The sequence below is a fragment of the Streptomyces sp. NPDC086766 genome, from assembly GCF_044746005.1.
Lineage (GTDB): Bacteria > Actinomycetota > Actinomycetes > Streptomycetales > Streptomycetaceae > Streptomyces.
On sequence record NZ_JBIVBI010000023.1, the window covers coordinates 48,704 to 70,965 of the forward strand.

The window sequence follows — 22,262 nt, forward strand, 5'->3', positions numbered from 1 at the left end:
CAAGGGGGCGGTACATGAGGGCGTGAGGTGAACGGGGCGGCCGACAGCGCGGTCGGCCGCCCCCTGCTCCCATACGCGCACGAAAGGCATTTGGACAGGGGGCGCTGGCCAGATCTTTCGAACGCAAGGGGTACAATTGACATGACAACTACCGATTCACCCAGCATGGTCCCGTACCGGGAGGTCACGGACGCCAACGGCCGCGTGTACCGCATAGGCGAGACCGACCGGGACATCCTCGGCCATTCACGCAAGCTGATGATGTGGCTGCCGTGGGTCGCGATGATCGCGATCAGCGTCTTCGAATACGCCTACGGCTCGGCCGAGGACACGCTGTCCAAGGCGCACGGCTGGACCCAGAGCAACACCTTCTGGATCCTGAGCATCTGGGTCTTCTTCCAGGCCGGTATCGCCACCCCCGCCGGGTGGCTGCGGGAGAAGGGCATACTCAAGGCGCGGCAGGCCATGTACATCGGCTCGGTGATGTGCATCATCGGCTTCCTGGCGCTGTCGCATCTGCACAACGTCTGGATGGCCCTTCTCGGCTTCGGCGTGATCGGCGGAATCGGCGCCGGCGCGATCTACGCGACCTGCATCAACATGGTCGGCAAGTGGTTCCCCGAGAAGCGGGGCGCCAAGACCGGCTTCGTGAACGGCGGATTCGCCTACGGCGCCCTGCCCTTCATCTTCATCTTCAACTACGCCTTCGACACCTCGAACTACAACACCGTCCTGGACCTCGTGGGTCTCTACGTCCTGGCCGCCGTCGCCATCTGCGCGTACTTCTTCAAGGACCCGCCGAAGAACTGGTGGCCCGCGGACATCGACCCGCTGTCCCACACCAGCGCCAGGAAGAACACCAAGAGCCTCGAGAAGAACCCTCCGGCGGTACGGCAGTTCACGCCGAGGGAGGCTCTCAGGACGGCTCAGCTGTACCTGATGTGGATCTCCATCGTGATGACCGCGGGAGTCTCCATCTTCGGCATCTCCTTCCAGGTCGACTACGCCAAGCAGATCGGCTTCGGCCCTCTCGTCGCGGCCTCCTCGATGGGCATCATGTCCGTCGTCAACGGCGTCGGACGTGCGGTGGTCGGCTGGCTCTCCGACTTCTGGGGCCGCAAGACGACCCTCGTCTTCGTGATCGTCGTCCTGGGCCTGGCCCAGTTCGGTGTGATCTGGGCCGGCGACATGCACAACGAGTTCCTGTTCCTGGCGTTCGCGTTCCTCTCCGGCTTCGGCAGCGGCGCCTTCTACCCGATGTTCGCGGCGCTCACGCCGGACTACTTCGGCGAGAACTACAACGCCACGAACTACGGGATGGTGTACAGCGGCAAGCTGGTCAGCGGCCTGTTCGGCGGCGGTCTGGGCTCCATGGTGGTCGCCGCATGGGGGTACAACGGCGCCTACGCGCTGGCCGGCGGCATCTCCATGGTGGCGGCCGCCATCGCCCTGCTGCTGCGGCAGCCGGGCCGCCAGAGCGCCAAGTCCATCGCACCCAACCCGCAACCGCTGGGCGAGGAAGTGGCGTGACGTCCCCGCGGCTCACCGCCGCACACCCTCCCCACGACCCCTGAGCCGTACGCCTGTCGACAGCCAGGCCGGAGGCGGTCCTTCCCCCCTGAGGGAAGGACCGCCTTGCTCACTCCCCACGGGCGTCGCCCGGTCGGTCGCCGCACAGCGCGGCCGGCTCTCCGTCGCAAGACCGGCGTCCCAACAGACCTCAGTCACACGCCCGTTCGTGGGACGACCGGCGGGTGTTCTCGGTGTGCTCGCGCATCAGCTGGTCGGCCTCCTCGTCGGTGGGCTCGTGAACGAAAGCGCCCTGCGCGGGCCGCAGGCGTCAGGACCCTTGCCGCTCCACCTTCCATACTGTAGACAATATTCAGTCGAGTTCTCCGACAAGCACATCTCGGCATTCACGCCGAAATCCCTGCACTGCGGCGATTCGCCGCACTCCCCCGGGCCTCCCCGGAGGTTCACCGAAGTTCCTCGGTACACCCTCGACCGAACGGAGCTCCTTGTGAAAGTCGCCATTCTCGGCGCCGGTGCCATCGGCGCCTATGTCGGTGCCGCCCTTCACCGCGGAGGCGCGGACGTGCATCTCATCGCCCGTGGACCCCATCTCGCTGCCATGAGGCGCAGCGGGGTGCGCGTCCTCAGCCCCCGCGGTGACTTCACCGCGCGCGCCCACGTCACGGACGACTCGGCCGAGATAGGCCCGGTCGACTACGTGTTCATGGGCCTGAAGGCGAACTCGTACGCGGCGTGCGGGCCGCTGATCGAGCCGCTGCTGCACGACACCACCGCCGTGGTGGCCGCTCAGAACGGCATTCCCTGGTGGTACTTCCACCAGCACGGCGGTCCCCACGACGGGCGCCGCCTGGAAAGTGTCGATCCCGACGGCGCGGTCAGTGCGGTGCTCGCGCCCGAGCGGGCGATCGGCTGCGTGGTGTACGCGGCGACCGAACTGGAGGCCCCCGGCGTGGTGCGGCACGTCGAAGGCACCCGGTTCTCCATCGGCGAGCCGGCGCGCGGAGCCTCGCAGCGCTGCCTGGACTTCGCCGAGGCCATGCGGGCGGGTGGTCTCAAGTGCCCGGTGGAGGAGGACCTGCGGAGCGACATCTGGGTCAAACTCCTCGGGAACGTTTCCTTCAACCCGATCAGCGCCCTGGTGCGGGCGACCATGCGGCAGATGGCCACGCACGGCGGAACCCGCCAGGTCATCGAGACGATGATGAGGGAGACGCTCGCGGTCGCCGAGGCCCTCGGTTGCGAGGTGACGGTCTCCGTCGAACGGCGCCTGGCCGGCGCCGAGCGCGTGGGCGACCACCGGCCGTCCACCCTCCAGGACCTGGAGCGCGGAAAACCGCTGGAACTCGACGTCCTGCTGCCCGCCGTGATCGAACTGGCGGAGATCACCGGCGTCGAGGTGCCCACACTCCGCACGGTAGCCGCGTTGTCGGACCTGCTGGCCCTGAGGAGACCCGCATGAGGTGACCCGGCCGGCGGGCTCCGCCGCCGCGGGGCCTCACCGCGGGAAGCCGCGATGAGGCCCCCAGTGGTCCTGCGCGGCGTTCCGAGCCCGAGGCATCCGGCCATGGGGCCTCCGCGAAAACCCGTTGGCGGACCATGGAGACCGCTGCTACCTTTCCGGAGGCCGTGCGAGAGACCGAGGAGGTGGTACCCGTGAACATATCGACATGGGTGCTCCCCTCCGGGGTCACGGTCGGGCGATAGGTCGTCCGGGAGCGCCGTCTGCGCACTCCCGAAAGGCACGACCATGCGATTCACTTCCGAACGGCGCCTCGACGACGGCGTCCTCGAACGTGAGTTCACCCTCGGCGAGATCCCCGGCACCCTGTGGACCCCCGCATCCGCCGCACCGGCCCCGCTGATCCTGACGGCCCACAACAACGGCCTGCCCAAGGGGGAACCCCGGCTGGTGGCCCGGGCCCGGCACTCCGCGGCGTACGGCTACGCGGTGGCCACCATCGACGCGGCCGGGTGCGGTGACCGGCCCCGTTCCACCGCCGACGAACAGGCCCGCGCCGACCTGCGCCGGGCGATGCGGGCCGGCGAGCCGGTCGATGAGATCTTCGAGTCCTTCATCGGCCCGCTGGTCGAGAAGGCGGTCCCGGAGTGGCGGACCACCCTGGACGCCCTCCTTTCGCTGCCCGAGATCGACGGCCCGGTCGGGTACTCGGGGTGGACCGCACTGGGCATCCGGCTGGCGGTCCTGGAGCCGCGCATCGCGGCCGCCGGCTTCTTCGCCGGGGGTTACGTGCCCCGCGCCCAGCGCCAGGAGGCCCGGCAGGTCACCATTCCGCTGCTGTTCCTCCTGCAGTGGGACGACGAAGGCAACCCCCGGCAAAGGGCCCTGGACCTGTTCGACGCCTTCGGCACCAAGGAGAAGACGCTGCACGCCAACATGGGCGGGCACACCGGCACCCCGTGGTTCGAGGTGGAGGACGGGAACCGGTTCTTCGGCCGGCACCTGAAGTGAGGCCCGGCCGCCAGGCCGGCAGGAGCCAATAGTCCCGGTCGGCCAGGACACCGCTCACCGGGGACAGGTCCCGGCTCTTCTCAGCTCTCTCCACCGCGGGCCCCTGCCGAGTCGGCAGGGGCCCGCACTGCCCGAAGCCATGAACTGGTCGATTTCTGCCGTGCTTCGAGTGCCGGCCAACCTGCTGAACCTCCGCGTCGGCGCCTGGAGCGAACCACGTCAAGAGCAGATGGCACGCTTACGGCGTGCTGATCGAGGGATACGACGGTGGCTCACTGGTCGCCGGAGAGCCACTGGTGGACCGTCCGGGCTTTTGGTCGAACCACCTGTGGGGGCCGTGTTGGCGTGGTGCGAGTGCCGAGCCGGAGTGGTTCGGCGCTGACGGAGCCGATGTCGACGCCATGTCCGACCTGCTCATGGACCCGAAGCGGTGGCCGGTGTTCCTGATGCCGGTCGAGGGCGGGTACGAGGCCGTGGTGGTCTACCGCAATCTTGTCGACGACTACGGAGTCGACTACGTGTTTACGCATCCGAGCTGGAGCGGTGCCCGGCAAATCGCCGGCTGGGACGGCGACTTGCACGGGGACACACTGACGTGGCGTGAACTCATCCGCATCGTCGCCAGTCCGAGCCCGACAGCCGACGGGATCAAGGACCCGGCTGCCCGTCTCCTGCTGCTGCTTCCCTTGCTCGCCGAGCATGCCCCTTCGGACGAGGCAGTTGCGACGCTCACCGCCGCTCTGATCGCGGCAGGAGCCTCTGAGGACACCGCCCCGACCACCGCACAGCACCTGCTTGAGCACGCAGCCGGGAACGCATGGCATGACCCCACGTGGGGCTCGCCACTCAGCGGGAGCTCAGGCCCTCCCAGCCCTGCCGTAAGCGGAGTCCTGGCGCGCCTAGGTATCACCTGAGGGCACTCGTTCCGTTCCTCCACACCTCAAGGGCCAGCCCGATTTTACTGACGGCTCCGCCAAAACCGGCCACATCCCCAGCAGTGGAGCCGAGCGGAATGATCACGGTGTGCCTGGTGTGATCACACCGTCGGAAACGTGCTTCAACGGTGGGCCGGTTGCAGGCGCTCGATGCGGTCGAGGTCGCCGGCGAGCAGGTCGCGGTGGCTGATGGTGAAGTCTCCGTTGGGCAGGGCCTGCCCTTCCGCGTACTGCCGGCCCATGACGGTGGTGGGCAGGAAGGCGCGCAGGCGGTGGCGCATGTCCCCGGGGTAGTCGACGGGGGTACCCCAGCCGGCGGGGGCCTGGTCGGTGGAGAGCAGGACCCAGTGGTCCACAGGCACAGCGGCGTAGAGGTCCGGCGCCTTGCCGGTGTGACTGTCCAGGGCGGGCACGGTCAGCCGGTCGGGATCGAGGGGCGCGTACCACAAGAGCAGTGGCTTGGCGCGTTGCGCGTCGGCGTTGTCGAAGCAGCACACAGCGATGGTGTGGTCGGGGAAGTGTCCGGCGTAGAAGCGCAACAGGTCAGGCTCGAGCTCGGGGCGCCGGTGCGGCGGCACCCGTCGCAGCGCGGCCGGGACCGCGGTGGGGTCCTCTGCCAAGAGCACCGTGTAGACGTCGTGGTCGAAGACCCGTACGGCCTGCGGTTCCGCGCTCATCCACGCGATGTCGTCGGCTGTGGCGGCGACGCGCTCCGCGGCGGCGACCATGCGGTGCAGGACGTCGCCGGTGCGCCCGGCGGAGAGGAACTGCCGGGGGGTGAGCTGCCTGGTGGGCAGGTGCAGCAGCGTGACTCCACCCACGCGTAAACGCGCGGGCTTCCTGTGTCGGTGGCTACGCCACGTCGCAGAGGGCCAGCCCGGCCCTGTTGAGGACGTTCCTCGCGCCGACGTGGTCCGCGTTCGCGGTGTACCCGCACGCCGTGCACTGGAACTTCGCCTGGGTGAGGCGGTTCCCCTTCGCGACGTGCCCGCACTCGGGGCACGTGCGGGAGGTGTTGCGCGCGTCCACCGGGACCGTGAGGCGACCGGCACTCTCAGCCTTGTTCGCCAGGATTCCGAGGAACTGCGCCCAACCCGCGTCAAGAATGCTGTGATTGAGTCCGGCCTTCGCGGCGGCACCGTTCGGCAGGAAGCTGCCGGGCTGCTCGGGGGCGGCCCTGGGTGCCGGGGCTTTGGTCATGCCCGCCGTGTTCAACCGCTCGTGCGCGATCACGTCGTGCTCTTGCACGAGTGCGAGCGCGGTCTTGTGGTGGAAGTCGACGCGCTGCCGCCGGATCCTGGCGTGCAGCTTGGCGACCTTCCGGGCCGCAGCGCGGTGGCGCTTGGTGCGCTGCCGGGTCCGCTTCGGGAACGTCGCAAGATGCCGCTGCGCTTCGGCCAGTTCGTCGGCCATCGCCTTAAGGAAGCGCGGGTTGGCGACGTGTTCGCCGTCCGACGTGGTCAGAAAGTGGGCGACGCCCACGTCGATACCAACGATCGCCCCGGTGGACGGCAGCGACTCGGCGGGGACCTCGTCGCAGGCCAGGACGACGTACCAGCGGGTCCCCTCGCGCTTCACCGAGATCGTCTTGACGCGCCCCTGTACGGGCCGGTGCTGGTGCACGCGGATGTGCCCGACGCCTTGAAAACGCACGCGGGTCTGACGGTCGTGCGGGGTGGAGTCCCAGCGGCAGCCGTCGCCGTTCTTGGGGAAGGTGACGGTGGCGAAGTGCCCGACGCCCTTGAACCTGGGGTAGCCCGGCGTGAGACCGGCCTTGACCCGCTTGAAAAACGCCTGGAACGCCTTGTCGAGACGGCGCAGCGTGGCCTGCTGAGAGGAAAACGACCAGCGGCCGTGACGCTCGGGGTCGAACGCGCGGATCTCCTTGAGCTGCGCGGACTGGTCGCCGTACCGAACGGTGGTCCTCGAGGTGTGCCGGTAGGCGTCCCGGCGTTCCTGGAGCGCGCCGTTGTAGAGGGAGCAGTGGTCCCGCAGCATGTCGGTGAGCGACGCCGCCTGGCTCTTGGTGGGGCGAAGGAGGAACTTGTACGCGCGGATCACGCGCCGTCCCCCTTCTTCCCCGGGCGTTCCCACTGGGTGTCGATGTACTTCTCGACCGTCGCCGCCGACACGGCACCCACCGATGCCGCGAAATACGACGACGACCACAACGTGGGCATCCGCGACTTCAGGTGGGGGAACTCTTCGCGCAGGACGCGGGAGGTGAAGCCCTTGAACTGGTTGGCCACGTACGAGGCTGACGACTTCGGGTCGTGCTTCACGAAGAGGTGGACCTGGTCGGGCATCACCTCAAGGGTGATGATCTCCCAGCCGCGTTCGTCAGCCTTCTGCCGGATCAGTTCCTCCAGTCGTTCCGCGACCCGGCCGCCGAAGGACCGGACGGCGGTACTTCGGGCACCACACCACGTGGAGCCCGAGGTCATACACGCCGCCGGAGAACCGGCGAACCTTCCTGGCCACGACCATACGACCACCATACATACGCGACAGGTCTAATCCCCCAGAAAGGCGCCGCAGGTGAACAGCGAGAATTCGTGCACCCGGTTGACGTCAGAGCAGCCCAAAGAAGCCATTCCCCACCCCGCTGAAGCGGGGCGTCCCCTGGCTAGGTCCTGATGGCGGCAAGGTACCGCCCTCGTCCGGTGGGCACCGTGGGGATGGACGCACGAAGGACCGCCACCGCCGGGGGCGGCCTCGCCACCGGCCCGGTGGTGGGCGGCCCCCGTGGTGGACTGGCTGCTGCGACCGACCACGGGGGCGGGCCTGTCAGAGGTCTTTCCTGCGTCTGCCTCCGATTTGGTACGGCCGCATCATCTCGTTGTCCTCGTGCTCGAGGATGTGGCAGTGCCAGACGAAGCGACCGGGGTGGTCGAACCGGGCTTTCACCCGGGTGATCTCTCCCGGATAGGCGATCACGGTGTCCTTGAAGCCGCGCTCCCCGCTCTCCGGCGGAACGGCTGCCCCGTTGAACGGCTGCCGGTTCACCACCTCGAACGCCACCGCGTGGATGTGCACCGGGTGGGCGTCGTCCGTGAAGTTGTGCAACTCCCATGTCTCGGTCGCGTTCAGACGTGGGTTCTCCGTGACCGGATCGGCCCAGTGGAGCAGCACCGGATTGCCGGCGGAATCGAGCGTCCCGAACATGGCCTCGACCGGGGTGTCCGGTGGCACCAGGGGATTGCTGGAGTCCATCTCGTTGAGGGAGAGGCGACGGGTGACGCTCGCCGAGCCGAGCGGCCTGATCCTGGGCAGCCTGAGCCGATCCGGCGGAACGCTGGTGTCCCTGCCCGCCGGCGGCACGATCACGAACTTCATCACCTGCCCGGTGGTGGCGGGATCCGCCGCGGAGAAGTCCACGCCTGGTTGGCCCCGGCCGAAGGGCTCGTCGGCGCCCTCATTGATGAGGTACAGCTCGGTGCCTTCCGGGATCCCGGTGAAGTCGACGATGACGTCGGCCCGCTCCGCGTTGGCCACCAGCAGCCGCTCCAGCCGTACCGGTGCGGGCAGGAACCCGCCTTCGTTGCCGATCTGCCAGATCGGTACGGCGGACTGTGCCGGCCGGGCGGTCGGGCTGTCCGCGATCTTCAGGATCAGGAACCGGGCATTGCATCCGTTGAGGAGGCGCAGCCTGTAGCGGCGCGGTTCGACCTCCAGCTTTGGCCATGTGCGTCCGTTGACCACCATGGTGTTGGCGAAGAATTCGGGGTTCCAGACGGGGGACACATCGGTGGTGGGAATGTACGGACCCGCGAACCCGTCGAAGAATTCCCGGCTCGTGGGGTAGAACAGGGAGCCGTCCGCATTGAACGAGCGGTCCTGGATGACCAGGGGGATCTCGTAGTACCGGGTGCCCGGCGGATCACCGAAGGCGGGCGCCGGTCCGGGCAGGGCCCCCTTGGGCAGGTCGCACTCGCCGCCGCGCAGCAGGTAGAACCCGACGGGCCCGGCGTAGACGTTGAGCCGGGTCAGACCCAGGGCGTGATCGTGGAACCAGAGGGTCGCCGCCCGCTGGTCGTTGGCGTACTGGAAGGTCGCGGTGCCCGGCTCCCACTTCAGGCCATGTGCGTCGGCGGACTTCCGACGGAACTCGTCGTAGTACGAGCCCACGGTGGCGAACCCGGAAGGGATGTCGTTCGCGCGTGGCAGGTACCACGCTTCGGGGTGGCCGTCGCTCTCCTCGGATGAATGCCCACCGTGCAGGTGAGTCACGATCGGCACGGGGCCGGTATACGGACCCGGTGTCGAGGTGAAGACCGGCCGGGAATCGCGCCCGGCCTTGCCTCCCGGCGGGTTCGCCCAGTGCAGAGTGGGGTCGACCGCCAGCAGGTGCGGGAGGAAGCGGCCCTGGCTGTCGACGAGATCGTTCACCCAGGTGACCCGGACAGGTCGGTCGACCTTGGCCTCGATGGTGAACGACGGATAGCTGTATGTGTCGTTGTCGCCGAGCGAGCCGTACCCCCACAGGGTGGTGGAGGGCAGAGTGGGCGGCAACACCTGCTGGCTGAACTGCCGGACACCGATGACGTAGGTGTCGATTCCGTGCCGCTGCGGGCGGGGAGCCTTCGGTATCACCGGCGGAATCACCAGGTCGGTGACGTATTTCGGGATGGTCGTGGGGTCCAGGGTGGGAACGGGGAAGCCGGCGTCAGTCCCGGCCCCGGGGGCCACCGTGTTCCCCTTCGGGAGTGCCACCGCCCCGCTGGGTCCTGGAAGGGCTAAGGCCGCCCCTCCGACGGCCCCGGCTACGAGCACGTCTCGTCGTGCGATCATTTCACTCGCCTTCTGCAGCCCGAGGGAGTCGACCACTCCTTTACTGAATGTTAGATCGCGCACACAGCGAGTAACTGAACGCCGTCCAGCGTGTCGTCAGGTTGTCAGGGCCGGGCGGCGCGCGGTCTGCCGGTCCCGGGTGGATGCCGGTGAGCCGGTCGCGCAGGAGTGCGGTGCGGACTGCTTCCTCGACCCGCGCGGTGCGGTGGCTGACCAGCAGCCGCAGTCGACGGACCGCTCGAGCAGGCGGCCTTCGGTGTACGCATCGGATGGAGCGCCGACGTCGGGAAGACGACGCGTTGTGCCACGCGTTGCCGACACTGGTCCATCGGCGGGGCCGTGCCGCCGGTTCAAGCGTCGAAGTGCCTGCGCAGTGTCTTCTTGTCGAACTTGCCGACCCCGGTCCGGGGAATGGCGTCCATGACCTCGATACGGTCGGGCAGTTGCCAGCGTGCGAAGCCGCTGCGTTCCAGGTGGTCGCGGACGATGGCGAGGGTGACCGTGCTGCCGGGGCGCGCGGTGACGCAGATCAGGGGGCGTTCCTGCCACTTGTCGTCGGGAACGGCGATGACCGCAGCCTCGGCCACCTCGGGCAGGGCCATGACGGCCGACTCCATGTCCACCGACGAGATCCACTCGCCGCCGGACTTGATGAGGTCCTTGGCGCGGTCGGCGACGACCATGTAGCCGTCCGGCGAGCCCACGGCGATGTCGCCGGTGCGGAACCAGCCGTCTTCGGTGAAGGCGTCCGCACCGTCACCGCCGAGGTAGGAGCCTGCGATCCAGGGGCCGCGCACCAGCAGATCGCCCATCGACTCCCCGTCCCACGGAACGGAGGTGCCGTCGCCGTCGCGGATCTCCATCTGCACGCCGGGCAGCGGCAGCCCGGCGCGCGTGCGCACGGCGTCGGTGACGCGCTGCTCGTCCCAGTCGCGCATCCTCTCCTTGGGCCAGGCCAGCGAGGCCAGCGGCGAGGTCTCGGTCATGCCCCACACCTGGACCAGGGGGATGCCGAGGTCGCGCCGGTAGCGTTCGATCAGCGAGCGAGGCGGGCGGGCGCCGCCGCACAGCAGGTGCCGGAGCTCGGGCAAGCCGCCGCGGGCGGCCATCGCGTCAGCGACCGACATCCAGACGGTGGGGACGCCGGCGGCTATGGTGACCCGCTCTGCGGCCATCAACTCGACCAGCGCGGTGGGGTCCAGGGAGCCGCTGGAGAAGACCTGCTTGGCGCCGTAGGAGGTGGCGGTGTACGGCACGCCCCAGGCGTTGGCGTGGAACATGGGCACCACCGGCAGCACGCAGTCACCAGGGCCGATGCGCATCGCGGCCTGGGAGGAGGCGGCGATGGCGTGCAGGACGGTCGAGCGGTGCGTGTAGACGACGCCCTTGGGGCGGCCGGTGGTGCCGGAGGTGTAGCACAGGCCGAGCGGGGCGTTCTCGTCGATGTCGACCGGCTCGTACTCCGCCGGCCGGGCGGCGATGATCTCCTCGTAGGCGACGACGTCCGGCAGTGTGGTCTCGGGGACGGAGCCGCCGAGGACGATCACGTGCCTGACGCCCGCCAGTCCGCCGCGCTCGTGCACCTTCTCCAGCAGCGGCAGCAGATCGGGATCCACCAGAATCGCCCGGTCCTCGGCGTGCCCGATGACGTACGTCAGATCCTCCGGCGAGAGCCGCAGGTTCAGGGTGTGCAGGACGCGGCCGGTGCAGGGAACGGCCCAGTAGGCCTCCAGGTGACGGTAATTGTTCCAGGCCAGGGTCGCCACGCGCGCGCCCCGCTCCAGGCCGAGCGAGTCCAGGGCGTGCATCAGTTGCTGCGCCCGGCGACCGAAGTCGGCGTAGGTGTAGCGGTGCACGCGGCCGTCGGGGAACCTCGTGACCACCTCGGTGTCGGGGAAGTACCGCGGGGCGTGGCCGAAGAGCAGCCAGGTGTTCAGCGGGGTGTTCATCATCGCCATGGCGGACATCGTCAGTCCCATCCCGTCGGCCCGGCCATGGAGGATCCCCACGGTCCGGACGCCCCGGGTGTGTGGCGAAACCCCACCCCGGGTCGGGGGCCGCGCGAATCGCGCCTGGGAGATTCCCACATGCGCCGGGTCCGCGCTGTGGAGCTTGTCTCCTTGACTTGCTCCCCCTCCTGAGGGAGGGAGATTTTGGCCTGCTCGCCTGGTGCTGTGCCGCTACGCGGCACGGGCATCGGGCGGGCTTCCGGGGCTTCCTGCTTCCTCGCGCTGTGCCAGATGGGGTTCTGGTCTTACCGGCGCTCCACAGGCTGTCACCGCCAGTCCGGCGGCCTGTTTCACGTTCTTCGCGGCGTTGATGTCCCGGTCGTGCACGGTGCCGCAGGCCGTGCAGGTCCATTCCCGCACGTGCAGGGGTTTCGGGCCGTCGCGGTGCCCGCAGGTGGAGCACACCTGGCTGGTGGGTTCGAACCGGCCGATCTTGACGAAGGTGCGCCCGTACCGCTGCGCCTTGTACTCCAGCATGTGCACGAACGTCGACCAGCATGCACGCTCTTGGCCAGCCGGGTGCGCGCGAGTCCGCCCACCGCCAGGTCTTCCACGGCGACCGCTTGGTTCTCGCGGATCAGCTTCGTGGAGAGCTGGTGGTGGAACTCGCGGCGCGCGTCGACCACCTTGGCGTGCGCGCGGGCCACCTTCCGGCGGGCCTTCTCGCGGTTCTTCGATCCCTTCTGTTTGCGGGACAGCTCCCGCTGGGCTTTCTTGAGCTTCTTCTCGGCGCGGCGCAGGAACCGTGGGGAGTCGATTTTGGTGCCGTCGGACAGCACTGCGAAGTGGGCCAGCCCGAGATCGATCCCGATGCTGGCCTCGGCGTCGGGCATGCGCCGCAGATCTGCGGCCGGTTCGGTGTCGATGACGAAGGACGCGAAGTACCGGCCCGCCGCATCCTTGATGACGGTCACCGAAGACGGCACACACGGCAGGGCGCGGGACCACTTCACCCGTACCTCACCGATCTTCGGCAGGTTCAACCGCCCGCCGGGCGTGATGGACCAGCGGGCGTTCGCCGTGAACCGGATCGACTGCCGCGAATCCTTACGCGACTTCAACTTCGGCGCGCCCAGCTTGGGGCCCTTGCGCTCGCCCTTGAGGGAGGCGAAGAAGTTGCGGTAGGCCGCCTCGCCGTCGCGCAGCGCCTGCTGCAGCACCACCGCGGAGACCTCGCCCAGCCAGGACCGCTCGGCGGTCCGCTTGGCCAGGGTGATCAAACTGCGGGACAGCTCGGCCGCCGTCGGGAACGGCCTGCCCGCCGCCCGGGCGTCCTCACGGGCACGCACCGCGTCGTTAAACACCACGCGCGCGCACCCGAACGCCTTCGCCAGCGCGATGCGTTGGCCCGGTGCCGGGTACAGGCGGAAGCCGTAACGAAGCTGCATACAGAGCACCCTACAAATTCGGGTAATGGCTGACATGCAGAACATCAGGACTGGCCAGCACTGCATTTTCGCGATTGACGTGCACTTGGTCTTCGTGACCACGTTCCGGCACCAGGGGTTCACGGATGCTCATCTGACGCGCATGCAGGAGATCACGCGGGCGATGCGCGCGGACTTCGAGTTCTCCCCCGGCTCCGCCGGGACAGCCGTCGCGGCGCTCCGCGCAGCAGGTGGCGAACACGCGACGGCCGGCTCCGCCGACCAGAAATCCGCCACGCCACGACAGGATTCGCTTCACCACCGGGCTGAAGCCCGGTGCACTGCGAATGAATCCCGGTACTGAACCTGAACTGGTGATGTCGGTCCTGTCGGCCTCCGCCCGCGCCTGAGACCTGCAGAAATGGGTTCGCGTCCCGTCGGCTGTACTGCGATCGTGAGGACGTGCCAAAGGACCTGAGTATGCAGCCGGCCGCGCCGGTCACGAAGTGGTCGGCCGGGTCGATCCGGATCACGAGCAGCACGGTCACTGCTGGCGAGATTTCGGGTCGCCTGGGGATCATGGCGGACCAGCAGTTCGAGCGGGACAGCCTGATGAACCCCCGCAACCCGATCAGCGCTCGACGGGAGACCAGCGTCTGGCTCAGGCGAAGCGGGCTGCCTGATGACAGCGACCTCACGGACCATGTACGAGCACTGGTCGAACTCGTCGACGGGCATCGCGAGAAGTTGGCGGGCCTGTCGGCCGACTGCGACCTGGAGCTGTGTCTTGGCTTCGGTAGCGAGAACGGTCAGGGAGGCTGTGTCCTGCCTGCACGCCTGCTCGCCGAGGTCGGCGCACTCGGACTGGACATCGTGCTCGACCTTTACCCACCCGAACCGACCACGACCGACGCTTCCGGATGAAGATTGGAGAGCCATCTTGGATGGTCAGGCGAGTGCGAGCCCGGTTCCAGTGAGGCAGCCGTCAACGAGGTCCGGACGGTACTGGATCTTCTTGAGCCGGCGCTTCACGGCTCGGGTGATCTGGCCGAGATCGGCCGCGGCGAGGTTGCCGATGTCGCGCTTGACCAGCGACCAGACGCCCTCCTGCGGGTTGAGGTCCGGGGCATAGGTGGGCAATTGGAAGACGGTGAGCCACTCGGCGTTCGCGGCAATGAACTCCCGCATGCTGGCCGTCAGGTGCAGCCGGACGTTGTCCCACACGAGCACGATCGGGCCGCCGAGCTGGATGCGGGCGCGGACGATCAGGTTGCGGAAGTCACGCCAGCCGAAGCCCTTCAGCTCGTCCTTGCGGCCCCGGTACTCGCGGATCGCGTAGATCAGTCGAGACCGCTCGCCCGGCTTGTAGCAGGCCATGCCCGCCATCGACACCCGTCCGGAACCACGGCCCCCCACCCGCACGACCGGGGTCTGGCCGATCCGGCCCCAGGTCCGCGCGCGCGGCGGAGTCATCGACTGCCCGGCCTCGTCCTCGAAGACGATCCAGGCCCCGCGCTCCGCCGCGATGCTCTTACCCGCGGCCAGGTCTCCTTCTTCCAGACCTCGACCGCGTCGTCATCTCGCTCGATCGCCCGCCGAGCGGGCTGCTGCCAGCTCCAGCCGTGCCGCTTCAGCAGCCGCCAAGGGCCCTCGACCGTGTAGGAGACGTGGAACAGTCGCCCGATCAACATCTTGATCCGTGCCAGCGTCCACCGCTGGTCCACCCAACCGTGAGCCAGCGGACCGCGCTCCAACTCACGCTCCAGCCTGGTGATCTGGGCTTCACAGAGCCGAGGTCTTCCGGGCGACCCCTTTGACAGGACTCCTGCCTCGCCGCCCTCGCGCCAGGCGCGGCGCCACCGCTCGACCGACCGCGCGCTCACTCGCAGGCGGCAGCAACCTCCGCGTTCTTCTCTCCGGCCTGGAAGCGCTCCACGGCCTGGAGCCGTATCCGCTCCCGCGTGGTTCTCTCGGCGTCGGTCAGCCCGGCGCCCTGCGCGTACCTCACATCCCCAGGGCTACCGCTGCCGATGGTCGGCTGTCAGGCGAACGGCACCGACTTCACTCAATCAAGTTCAGTAGCAGCCCTGGGTGGCCGAATTTAACGTCTGCGTCACATCGGCAGTCGCCGACGACATCCCCGTGCAGCCGAGGCCCTCATGAGAGAAGCACGAGCCATTCTCGCCACGCACCGCCTAGCCAAGGGTTCCAGGGATTCCGCGCTGTGAACGAGGTGGAACTGAGCGTCGCCGAAGGCACCGTACACGCCCTGGCCGGCCCCAAGGGCACCTCACTGTGGTCCTTGGAGCGGATCTACCACCCCTTCTCCGCGCTGGCGGCCCACCGCCGCTTCTCGGCGCCAAGCTCTCCGGCGGCGAGCAGCAGATGCTCGCTCTTGCACGGGTGCTGCGGGCGGGAGCGGGGCTGCTGCTGTGCGACGCCGACCGAGGGGCTCGCCCCGGTCGTCATCCAGCGCATCGGCCGGATCCTTCTTGAGGCCAAGCGACAGGGAGCAGCCGGTCACACGTCCGAACACCTCTGCGTGAAAGGGGAGTCCGCCGTGGGCAACCTCGACGGCAGGACCGTCATCGTCACCGGCGTCGGGCGGGGCATCGGCCGCGCCGTCGCCCTGAAGCTCGCCGCCGAGGGTACAGCCGTCGTCGACGACCTGGACCCCGGGCCCGCCTCCGAGACCGTCCTGACCGTGAAGACGGCCGGCGGCGCCGGCATCGAGGTGGCCGGCCGCGAGACCAAGGTGGGGATCAGCGACAAGTACTTCGCGGCGGCCGAGCGGTCCATCCCGCTCGGCCGCGCGGGTAGCCCCGAGGAGGTTGGGCGGGGCGGTCTACCTGAGGTGGACGCCCGAGGCCGACTACATCACGGGGCAGGTCGTGGTGTGCGGCGGCGGCTTCACGGGCTGACCCGGGCCGCCGCCGTGCGGGTCAGGACGGGCAGCCGGAATCGGAGACCACGTAGTAGCCCGGCGACGTCTCCTCCAGTGTGTGGGTCTCGTACACGTTGTACAGGCCCATGTACTGGTTGGAGCCGTTGGCGTACACGTAGCCCATGCTCTGGTGCGCGCGCCCGGCGACGACCTGGTTGTAGTTGTTGTCGGTGTAGCACTGGTGGGCCGCGCCGCTCGTGGTGACCTGTACGGCGGCGGAGGCCGCTCCGGCCGACCCGGATCCGTCGACGGCTGCGACGGTGTAGCTGTACGTCGTACCGGCGGACAGGCCCGTGTCGGTGAACGAGGTGCCGGTCGGGGTGCCGACCTGGGTGCCGCCGCGGTAGACGCGGTAGGAGGCCGCACCGCCGACCGCGCTCCAGGACAGGGAGACCGAGGTGTCGGTGGTGCCGGTGACGGTCAGGCCGGTGGGTGCGGGCAGGCTGCCGCTGCCACCGCCGCCCCCTGCCAGGCCCCAGAACTCCCCGATGTAGTACGAGGCGCAGATGTTCACGTCCAGGATGTAGCTGCCGGCGACGCCGCACTGCGTGGCCCCGCTGCCGGGGTCGACGGGCTGGCCGTGCCCCATGCCGGTGATGGAGTACGACTCGACGACGTCGTTGCCGGAGCCGTCGCGGTACACCTTGTGCGGGTAGCCCTGGACCGTGTCACTGACGTCGGCGGTCGCGTCCGTGCCGTGCACGTTGGTCCATTGCTCGACCAGTTCGGTCATGTTCATCGGCTTCACCGTGGTGTCGCCGGAGCCGTGCCAGACCGACATCGTGGGGTACGGGCCCGCGTAGGAGGGGTAGGCGGCTCGCACCTTGTCGCCCCACTGCTGGGGGGTGAGGTCCACGCCCGGGCTCATGCAGTTGAGGCCTTCCGTCGTGCTGCGGGCACAGTCGAAGGGGATGCCGGCGACGACCGCCGCGCCGCTGAAGACGTCCGGGTAGGCGGCGGCCATGACCGCGGTCATCGCGCCTCCGGCGGACAGTCCGGTGACGTAGACGCGTGAGGCGTCGGTGGCGTAGTCGGCCGCCATTCTGTCGACCATCTGCTTGATGGACAGCGCCTCGCCCTGACCGCGCGAGAAGTCGCTCTGCTGGAACCAGTTGAAGCAGGAGTTGGCGTTGTTGGCGGACTTCTGCTGCGGCAGCAGCAGGGCGAAGCCCCAGGTGTCGGCCCACTTCGTCCAGCCGGTCTCGTCGTCGAAGCCGGACGCGGACTGCGTACAGCCGTGCAGGGCGACGACCAGGGGGCGCCCGGCGGGGAGTCCGTCGGGGACGTAGCGGAACATCTGCAGGTTGCCGGGGTTGGAGCCGAAGCCCGTCACCTCGGTGAGGGTCGCGGCCTGGGCGGAGACCGGGAACAGGCCCAGCAGCAGGCCGACCAGACACAGGATCAGGCCGTAGACGGAAGCGCGTCTGCCGCCTCCGCCTCGGGTTCTACGGGAAGGGGTGTGGGGTCGCAGGCGCATCGATGTCTCCTTGTCCGCCCCGGGGCAGCCGACTGCCCGGGACGTCGGGGGGAAGGGACGGTGACGCCACCACCGGCCGCCGCGCCGTGGGGCGACGAGGTGACCGGGGCGTTTCTGCGACGGTACGGCCGCGCCGCGTGCAGCGCTTATGGATGGATCGAACACTTCTGGGATCGGCCGGGTGTGCGCCGGATCCACTGACGGCAGATCAGCAGACCAGACGGAGCGCGTCATTCCCGGCGCCCTGTTCGTGGCGGCCGTCCCTGTGGCCCCAGTGCCTGTACGACGAGGCACGTCCGGCCGCGGGCGACACGGCCCCCCGCCGGATCACCCTCCGCCGGATCGAGCAGGCGACACACCTGCCAGGCGGACACCTGCACACCGTGTTCTGCTGTCGGCCGAGGGGGTCGCGTCTCCCCGGGTATGAGCGACAGGATCGTCCCATGCAGCCGATCTTCGTTCTCGTGCACAGTCCGTCCGTGGGTCCCTCGACCTGGCACCCTGTGGCCGAACACCTGACAGCGGCGGGGTACCAGGTACTGGTGCCGTCCCTGCTGCACATAGGCGCCGGCGCCCCGCCCTTCTGGCCCCGCGTCGTCAGCGCCGTCCGCGACGACCTCCGGCAGATCCCGGCCGACCGCCCTGTCACGTTGGTGGCGCACAGCAACGCAGGCCTCTTCCTCCCGGCGATCCGCTCGGGCCTCGATCACCCGGTGACCGGCTCGATCTTCGTGGATGCCGCACTGCCGGCGCGGATCGGCCCCACTCCTGTGGCCACACCCGAAGTCCTGGAGTTTCTCCGCCCGATGGCGGTGAACGGCAAGCTGCCGCGGTGGACCGACTGGTGGGACGAGGCTGACCTCGCCCCCATGTTCTCTGATCCGGTGATGCGGCGGACGGTCGTCGAGGAGCAGCCCTCCCTGCCCCTGTCGTACTACGAGCAGCACATCCCGGTTCCCGACGGCTGGGACGATCATCCGTGCTCCTACGTGCTGTTCGGCCCTCCGTATGACGACCTTGCCGCCGAAGCACGCGAACGCGGCTGGCAGGTGGCGCACCTGCCCGGCGCTCACCTGCACCAGATCATCGATCCTGCCGGAACAGCCCGGCACCTCGTCGCACTCGCCCCTACGACGTGAGCAGCTGGACGACGGCGCATCCGGAGCGTGCAGCGGAAGGCGCGATCGCGCAGGCGTGTCTCCCGGTCGGCGCGCGAGGAACACGTCTTGTCGCCCCGCCTCCCGACGGACGGAGAGGAAGTCGGCCGCCATCCGGTGTCGGGAGCCCGCATGCCGCCCAGCGCGGCGACGACCTGCGAGCTGCCCCAGGCGCAGCCCCTCATCCGGCCTCTCGTCCGCCGGCCAGGCGGCGCCACCACCAGGGGGCGACGCGCCGATGCCGATGAGCGGCAAACGGATCTGGCAACGTGCGCTCGACTACCTGATGCCTGCCGCGTCCTGTCCGGGGCTGACTGGCGGCACAGGAAATCGTTCTGGCCTGCCTACCCGTCGAACCGGCGCCTCCCGACGAGCCACCGGCGCGCCGACATCCCAAGGACCAGGACTCCCAGGGCCGGCGCCCAGTGCTGCCAGCACCAGAGCGGATTCTGCCACCGCCACAGCGGCGCGGGTGCGGCCTCGACGGGAATCGCCTCGACGTCGTTGCCCGGCACGGGGTCGCTCGGACCGTAGACGGCGATGTTGCCCTCGGCGCCGGGGATCTGCTTGTCGATGCGGATGTGGAAAACGATGGTGCTCGAAGACTCGGGCGATGGAGCACCCAGGTACGAGAGGTCGCACAGGAAGAAGTGGTTTTCTCCGTCCTGTGGCGGCCGGCACGAGTATCGGCGATCGTCGTCGTCCCCCTCCCAGGGGATGGAGGTGACCGTGGTCCCAGGGGGCGGCACGACGGCGAAGGATCCGGTGTCGGGGGAACCAGGGCCCAGGTTCGTCACACCGAGCCGCACCGCGACGGTGTCCCCCACCCTGCCCCTGACCGCGCCGCTGACAGGGGTGTAGTCGGCCGGCGACGACTGGGACGTCTCGACGGCGAAGGCCGTACCGGCATGCGCCAGGCCGTGGACCGCGGCGGTGGGCAACACGCGGGTGGTGGCCCACGGCCGTTTCGGCGGTCTGCTCCGTTCGCCGGTGGGCAGCCGCGCGCCGGTTCCTCTCAGCGCGCCTGCCGTGAAGGGCGCCATGGCGACCTCGGCATGCAAGGCGGTCTGACCCCCCGGCGTCGGCTGGGGCTGCGCCCACAACGGCGCAACCACCGTTCCAAGGGCGGCAAGAGACACGACAGCGGCACCGACACGGCGCACGACGTCACGCCCAGCCATGGACGACGGACCCGTCAACTCGCAACCCCGTCTCACATCCCGATGTGGTCGGTGCGTCCCGCCGCGACAGCGCCGGGCAGACGCAACAGCAGCGCGTGGCAGGCGCAACCGTACCCTGCCCTCATAGCCGCCCGAACGGAGCAGTTCACGGGCACCCTGGACCTTGGTGTGCCCCATCCCGACCGTGCGCGACGCGGCCGCCGTCAAGCGGTGCCCCTCGGAGAATGCAGCCACCACCAGCGCGGACACGGGCGGAGCAGGCACCCAGTGGTCGCCCTCAGCCGCACATGACCGAGACGGTCCGCCCCGAGGCCTGCCGCCCGCGAACTCGCCGAGGCGTTGGCACACGTCGTCTCATCCTGCGTCCCGCGCCAGCCGAACTCCTCGAGCACCAAGCCCTCTTGGTCGGATCACTGTCACGAGCGTGCGATAGGTTGCCCGCCATGACTGGACTCGGACCCGTCGCCTGGCCACCTGCCCCGATAAGGACCGGACGGCTCGTACTCCGCGAGTCCGAGGCCCGGGACCGGGGGGCGTTCATCGAGCTGTTCGCATCGCCGCAGGTGCACACCTACCTCGGTGGCCCTCGAGCGCGCGATGAGCTCGAACGCGCGATGCCTGAAGTACCTGGGCGGCGTCCTGGCCTGTTCGTGGTCGACCTCGACGGGACGACCATCGGCACGATCGCGCTCGACCGGCGCGACGCGGAGCGTCCGGGGCACGTCCGTCCGGAGGCCGGGGAGGCCGAGCTCGGCTACATGTTCCTGCCGGAAGCCTGGGGATGCGGGTACGCCGCCGAGGCGTGCGCAGCGGCACTCGACTGGTTCGCCGACGCACTCCCCGGCGAGCCGGTGGTGCTCTGCACGCAGACCGCCAACGACCGCTCGATGCGCCTCGCGGCGAAGCTGGGGTTCGCCGAGGTGGAGCGGTTCGAGGAGTTCGGCGCCGAGTGGTTCGGCGTGTGGTCCTCGGGCATGCCGTCCGGTTGAGCTGGGCCGCTGCTTCGGATCGTGCCACTGACCAGATCATGATGCCTGCGACGTGGAGTACGGCGAGGTGGATGGGGGCGGTCTTGTCGTAGCGGGTGGCCAGACCGCGCCCCATCACCTACGGCGGTGGGGCGGTGCTTGACGATGTTGCGCTGTTGGGCGGGGGCACGTCCGAGCTCCGGCTTCCGGCCGCCGGGCGGTGGCGGCCGGTTCCACCCGGTCAGGAAGCCCGGCCGGTCCCGTTGCCGGGTGTGGTGCGGGCGAACCAGGTGCGCGCCTCGTCGGCGGGCAGGACGCGGATGAGTTCGGCCGTACCAGGGAGCATCGGGAAGAACCGGTCGGCGTTCCAACTACGGCGGTAGGTCGGCTCGTCCAGCACGAGCAAACGGCGTCCCTCCACCACGGGGATGTCGTCGGGCAGCCCCTCGTTCCAGATCCGCTCGCCGTCCGGGGCGAGGAGTTCGAAGGCCCCGGTCGCGACGGCCTCGGTGCGTCCCCGGGCGGGCTCGGGGTCCGTGGCCAGGCGGACGCTCTCAGCCGAAGGCGCGGTGCCGGGCACGTGGCCGCCGCCGACGAGGACGTGGGCGAGCAGCGTGTGCAACTGGAAGTTGTCCCCGATGCCGCCGATGCGCACCTCGAACCCGGTTCCGGTCGGCCGATGAAGCACGACCAAGGGCTCGTCGTCCAGGACCGCCAGCGCGTAGGCCAGGCACTTGAGGTCGTGCTGTTCCAGGGCTGCCAGGTCGCGGCAGGCGGCCAGGAGCGTGGACGCGTGCCGACGCCGCACCTCTGCGCTGCGGCACAGCACGGCCAGCGCGGGCGGCTGCCATTGATCGACCGAGCACCAGGCCAGCGCCAACCGCGTGGCCTCGTACGCGTCACCGCCCAGGCGGGCCGGCAGGGCATCGTCGATGATCTTCTCGTCGGGCTGTGGCAGTTCGTTCTCGGCCGCTCCGGCGGCTGTCCAGCGACGGGCGAACTCCAGTGCGTCGAGCAGGTCTTGGTGGACGCCGCCGAGGATCGGCTCCGCGCAGGCCGCCGGATCGGCCCCGCGCTCGACGCAGAAGCCGGCCGCCGATGCGAGCAGCGGGCGCGGGCCGGTCGGTGGGAAGGCGGGGAGCAGCGCGGCCAACCGGGGTCCGGCCAGGACGCGTTCGGCGTCCGTCGCCTGCTGCAACCTCTTTATCGCAGCGGTGAAGGCACGCTCGGTGCGGGCACCGTCACGCGCGTCGACGGCCTGCTCCAGCTCGGACACCACGGCGCCGAGGTCCGTGGCCTCCCGCTTCCTCTTGAAGATCACCGGCATACCTTAGGCCCGAGGGCTGTCCGGCGTCATCAGTGACGGACCTCTCGACGCTCCCGGCCCGCTCCGTGCTGTCGACATCCAGGAACATCCGGGGTCGGTGCTT

Annotated in this window: 17 protein-coding genes and 4 pseudogenes; 8 read left to right on the forward strand and 13 right to left on the reverse strand. The window is 69.3% G+C overall.

Annotated features, from left to right (window positions below):
• Positions 1-141 precede the first annotated feature (141 nt).
• The gene (locus ACIPM1_RS30310) at positions 142-1,530 is read left to right on the forward strand and encodes an OFA family MFS transporter (protein WP_402440027.1); all 1,389 of its coding nucleotides are present in this window, start codon (positions 142-144) and stop codon (positions 1,528-1,530) included.
• 232 nt (positions 1,531-1,762) lie between these two features.
• Here ACIPM1_RS30310 and ACIPM1_RS30315 read toward each other — a convergent pair.
• A pseudogene (locus ACIPM1_RS30315) lies at positions 1,763-1,837 on the reverse strand (GntR family transcriptional regulator); the annotation flags it as partial.
• Positions 1,838-2,020: 183 nt separating this feature from the next.
• Between ACIPM1_RS30315 and ACIPM1_RS30320 the strand changes: the two are divergent.
• The 3 genes from ACIPM1_RS30320 to ACIPM1_RS30330 all read left to right on the forward strand — a co-directional run bounded on the left by ACIPM1_RS30320 (position 2,021) and on the right by ACIPM1_RS30330 (position 4,917).
• The gene (locus ACIPM1_RS30320) at positions 2,021-2,992 is read left to right on the forward strand and encodes a 2-dehydropantoate 2-reductase (protein ID WP_356191033.1); all 972 of its coding nucleotides are present in this window, start codon (positions 2,021-2,023) and stop codon (positions 2,990-2,992) included.
• Between the two features lie 288 nt (positions 2,993-3,280).
• Positions 3,281-4,003, forward strand: coding sequence for a dienelactone hydrolase family protein (locus ACIPM1_RS30325; RefSeq protein WP_402440030.1), 723 nt, complete (start codon positions 3,281-3,283; stop codon positions 4,001-4,003).
• 245 nt (positions 4,004-4,248) lie between these two features.
• Entirely contained in the window at positions 4,249-4,917 is a 669-nt protein-coding gene (locus ACIPM1_RS30330; RefSeq protein ID WP_402440033.1) for a hypothetical protein, read from the forward strand.
• A 143-nt stretch (positions 4,918-5,060) separates the two neighbouring features.
• Here the strand turns inward: ACIPM1_RS30330 and ACIPM1_RS30335 are convergent, their stop codons facing one another.
• The 6 genes and pseudogenes from ACIPM1_RS30335 to ACIPM1_RS30360 form a co-directional block, all read right to left on the reverse strand.
• The gene (locus ACIPM1_RS30335; protein ID WP_402440036.1) at positions 5,061-5,759 is read right to left on the reverse strand and encodes a hypothetical protein; all 699 of its coding nucleotides are present in this window, start codon (positions 5,757-5,759) and stop codon (positions 5,061-5,063) included.
• Positions 5,760-5,790: 31 nt separating this feature from the next.
• Positions 5,791-6,999, reverse strand: a complete 1,209-nt coding sequence (locus ACIPM1_RS30340; protein ID WP_402440039.1) for an RNA-guided endonuclease InsQ/TnpB family protein — start codon at positions 6,997-6,999, stop codon at positions 5,791-5,793.
• A pseudogene (gene tnpA / locus ACIPM1_RS30345) lies at positions 6,996-7,425 on the reverse strand (IS200/IS605 family transposase). Before tnpA ends, ACIPM1_RS30340 begins: the two are co-directional and overlap by 4 nt.
• A gap of 300 nt (positions 7,426-7,725) precedes the next feature.
• Positions 7,726-9,765, reverse strand: coding sequence for a multicopper oxidase family protein (locus ACIPM1_RS30350; RefSeq protein ID WP_402440041.1), 2,040 nt, complete (start codon positions 9,763-9,765; stop codon positions 7,726-7,728).
• 314 nt (positions 9,766-10,079) lie between these two features.
• Entirely contained in the window at positions 10,080-11,687 is a 1,608-nt protein-coding gene (locus tag ACIPM1_RS30355; protein ID WP_402440044.1) for a long-chain fatty acid--CoA ligase, read from the reverse strand.
• Positions 11,688-11,909: 222 nt separating this feature from the next.
• A pseudogene (locus tag ACIPM1_RS30360) lies at positions 11,910-13,126 on the reverse strand (RNA-guided endonuclease InsQ/TnpB family protein).
• A gap of 25 nt (positions 13,127-13,151) precedes the next feature.
• On the opposite strand from ACIPM1_RS30360, the gene ACIPM1_RS30365 reads away from it, so the two are divergent.
• Both ACIPM1_RS30365 and ACIPM1_RS30370 read left to right on the forward strand, forming a co-directional pair.
• The gene (locus ACIPM1_RS30365; RefSeq protein ID WP_402440047.1) at positions 13,152-13,469 is read left to right on the forward strand and encodes a hypothetical protein; all 318 of its coding nucleotides are present in this window, start codon (positions 13,152-13,154) and stop codon (positions 13,467-13,469) included.
• A gap of 98 nt (positions 13,470-13,567) precedes the next feature.
• The gene (locus ACIPM1_RS30370; protein ID WP_402440050.1) at positions 13,568-14,029 is read left to right on the forward strand and encodes a DUF4279 domain-containing protein; all 462 of its coding nucleotides are present in this window, start codon (positions 13,568-13,570) and stop codon (positions 14,027-14,029) included.
• A 24-nt stretch (positions 14,030-14,053) separates the two neighbouring features.
• On the opposite strand, the gene ACIPM1_RS30375 is transcribed toward ACIPM1_RS30370, so the two are convergent.
• The 4 genes and pseudogenes from ACIPM1_RS30375 to ACIPM1_RS30390 form a co-directional block, all read right to left on the reverse strand.
• Complete coding sequence (locus tag ACIPM1_RS30375; RefSeq protein WP_402440053.1) at positions 14,054-14,578, reverse strand: transposase; 525 nt, start codon at positions 14,576-14,578, stop codon at positions 14,054-14,056.
• Positions 14,575-15,113: pseudogene (locus ACIPM1_RS30380) on the reverse strand (winged helix-turn-helix domain-containing protein). Before ACIPM1_RS30380 ends, ACIPM1_RS30375 begins: the two are co-directional and overlap by 4 nt.
• Positions 15,114-15,418: 305 nt before the next feature.
• Positions 15,419-15,583: a hypothetical protein gene (locus ACIPM1_RS30385; RefSeq protein ID WP_402440056.1), complete on the reverse strand. Its 165-nt coding sequence runs from the start codon at positions 15,581-15,583 to the stop codon at positions 15,419-15,421.
• A 464-nt stretch (positions 15,584-16,047) separates the two neighbouring features.
• Entirely contained in the window at positions 16,048-17,526 is a 1,479-nt protein-coding gene (locus ACIPM1_RS30390) for a PHB depolymerase family esterase (RefSeq protein ID WP_402440059.1), read from the reverse strand.
• 443 nt (positions 17,527-17,969) lie between these two features.
• Between ACIPM1_RS30390 and ACIPM1_RS30395 the strand changes: the two genes are divergently transcribed.
• Positions 17,970-18,665 carry an alpha/beta hydrolase gene (locus tag ACIPM1_RS30395; protein WP_402440062.1) on the forward strand — a complete coding sequence of 232 codons (696 nt, stop codon included), beginning with the start codon at positions 17,970-17,972 and terminating at the stop codon, positions 18,663-18,665.
• 362 nt (positions 18,666-19,027) lie between these two features.
• On the opposite strand, the gene ACIPM1_RS30400 is transcribed toward ACIPM1_RS30395, so the two are convergent.
• Complete coding sequence (locus ACIPM1_RS30400; RefSeq protein ID WP_402440064.1) at positions 19,028-19,624, reverse strand: hypothetical protein; 597 nt, start codon at positions 19,622-19,624, stop codon at positions 19,028-19,030.
• Positions 19,625-20,307: 683 nt separating this feature from the next.
• Here ACIPM1_RS30400 and ACIPM1_RS30405 point away from each other — a divergent pair.
• Positions 20,308-20,853: a GNAT family N-acetyltransferase gene (locus tag ACIPM1_RS30405; protein ID WP_402440067.1), complete on the forward strand. Its 546-nt coding sequence runs from the start codon at positions 20,308-20,310 to the stop codon at positions 20,851-20,853.
• Positions 20,854-21,073: 220 nt separating this feature from the next.
• On the opposite strand, the gene ACIPM1_RS30410 is transcribed toward ACIPM1_RS30405, so the two are convergent.
• Positions 21,074-22,159, reverse strand: coding sequence for a hypothetical protein (locus tag ACIPM1_RS30410; RefSeq protein ID WP_402440069.1), 1,086 nt, complete (start codon positions 22,157-22,159; stop codon positions 21,074-21,076).
• Positions 22,160-22,262: the final 103 nt, after the last annotated feature.

Bases quoted from the DNA above. Each gene is read 5' to 3' on its own strand.
- ACIPM1_RS30410 (WP_402440069.1), bottom strand. From the start codon at position 22,159: ATGCCGGTGATCTTCAAGAGGAAGCGGGAGGCCACGGACCTCGGCGCC.
- ACIPM1_RS30390 (WP_402440059.1), bottom strand. From the start codon at position 17,526: ATGCGCCTGCGACCCCACACCCCTTCCCGTAGAACCCGAGGCGGAGGC.
- ACIPM1_RS30310 (WP_402440027.1), top strand. From the start codon at position 142: ATGACAACTACCGATTCACCCAGCATGGTCCCGTACCGGGAGGTCACG.
- ACIPM1_RS30375 (WP_402440053.1), bottom strand. From the start codon at position 14,578: ATGACTCCGCCGCGCGCGCGGACCTGGGGCCGGATCGGCCAGACCCCG.
- ACIPM1_RS30355 (WP_402440044.1), bottom strand. From the start codon at position 11,687: ATGGCGATGATGAACACCCCGCTGAACACCTGGCTGCTCTTCGGCCAC.
- ACIPM1_RS30325 (WP_402440030.1), top strand. From the start codon at position 3,281: ATGCGATTCACTTCCGAACGGCGCCTCGACGACGGCGTCCTCGAACGT.
- ACIPM1_RS30405 (WP_402440067.1), top strand. From the start codon at position 20,308: ATGACTGGACTCGGACCCGTCGCCTGGCCACCTGCCCCGATAAGGACC.
- ACIPM1_RS30395 (WP_402440062.1), top strand. From the start codon at position 17,970: ATGCAGCCGATCTTCGTTCTCGTGCACAGTCCGTCCGTGGGTCCCTCG.
- ACIPM1_RS30365 (WP_402440047.1), top strand. From the start codon at position 13,152: ATGGCTGACATGCAGAACATCAGGACTGGCCAGCACTGCATTTTCGCG.
- ACIPM1_RS30385 (WP_402440056.1), bottom strand. From the start codon at position 15,583: ATGCGCTGGATGACGACCGGGGCGAGCCCCTCGGTCGGCGTCGCACAG.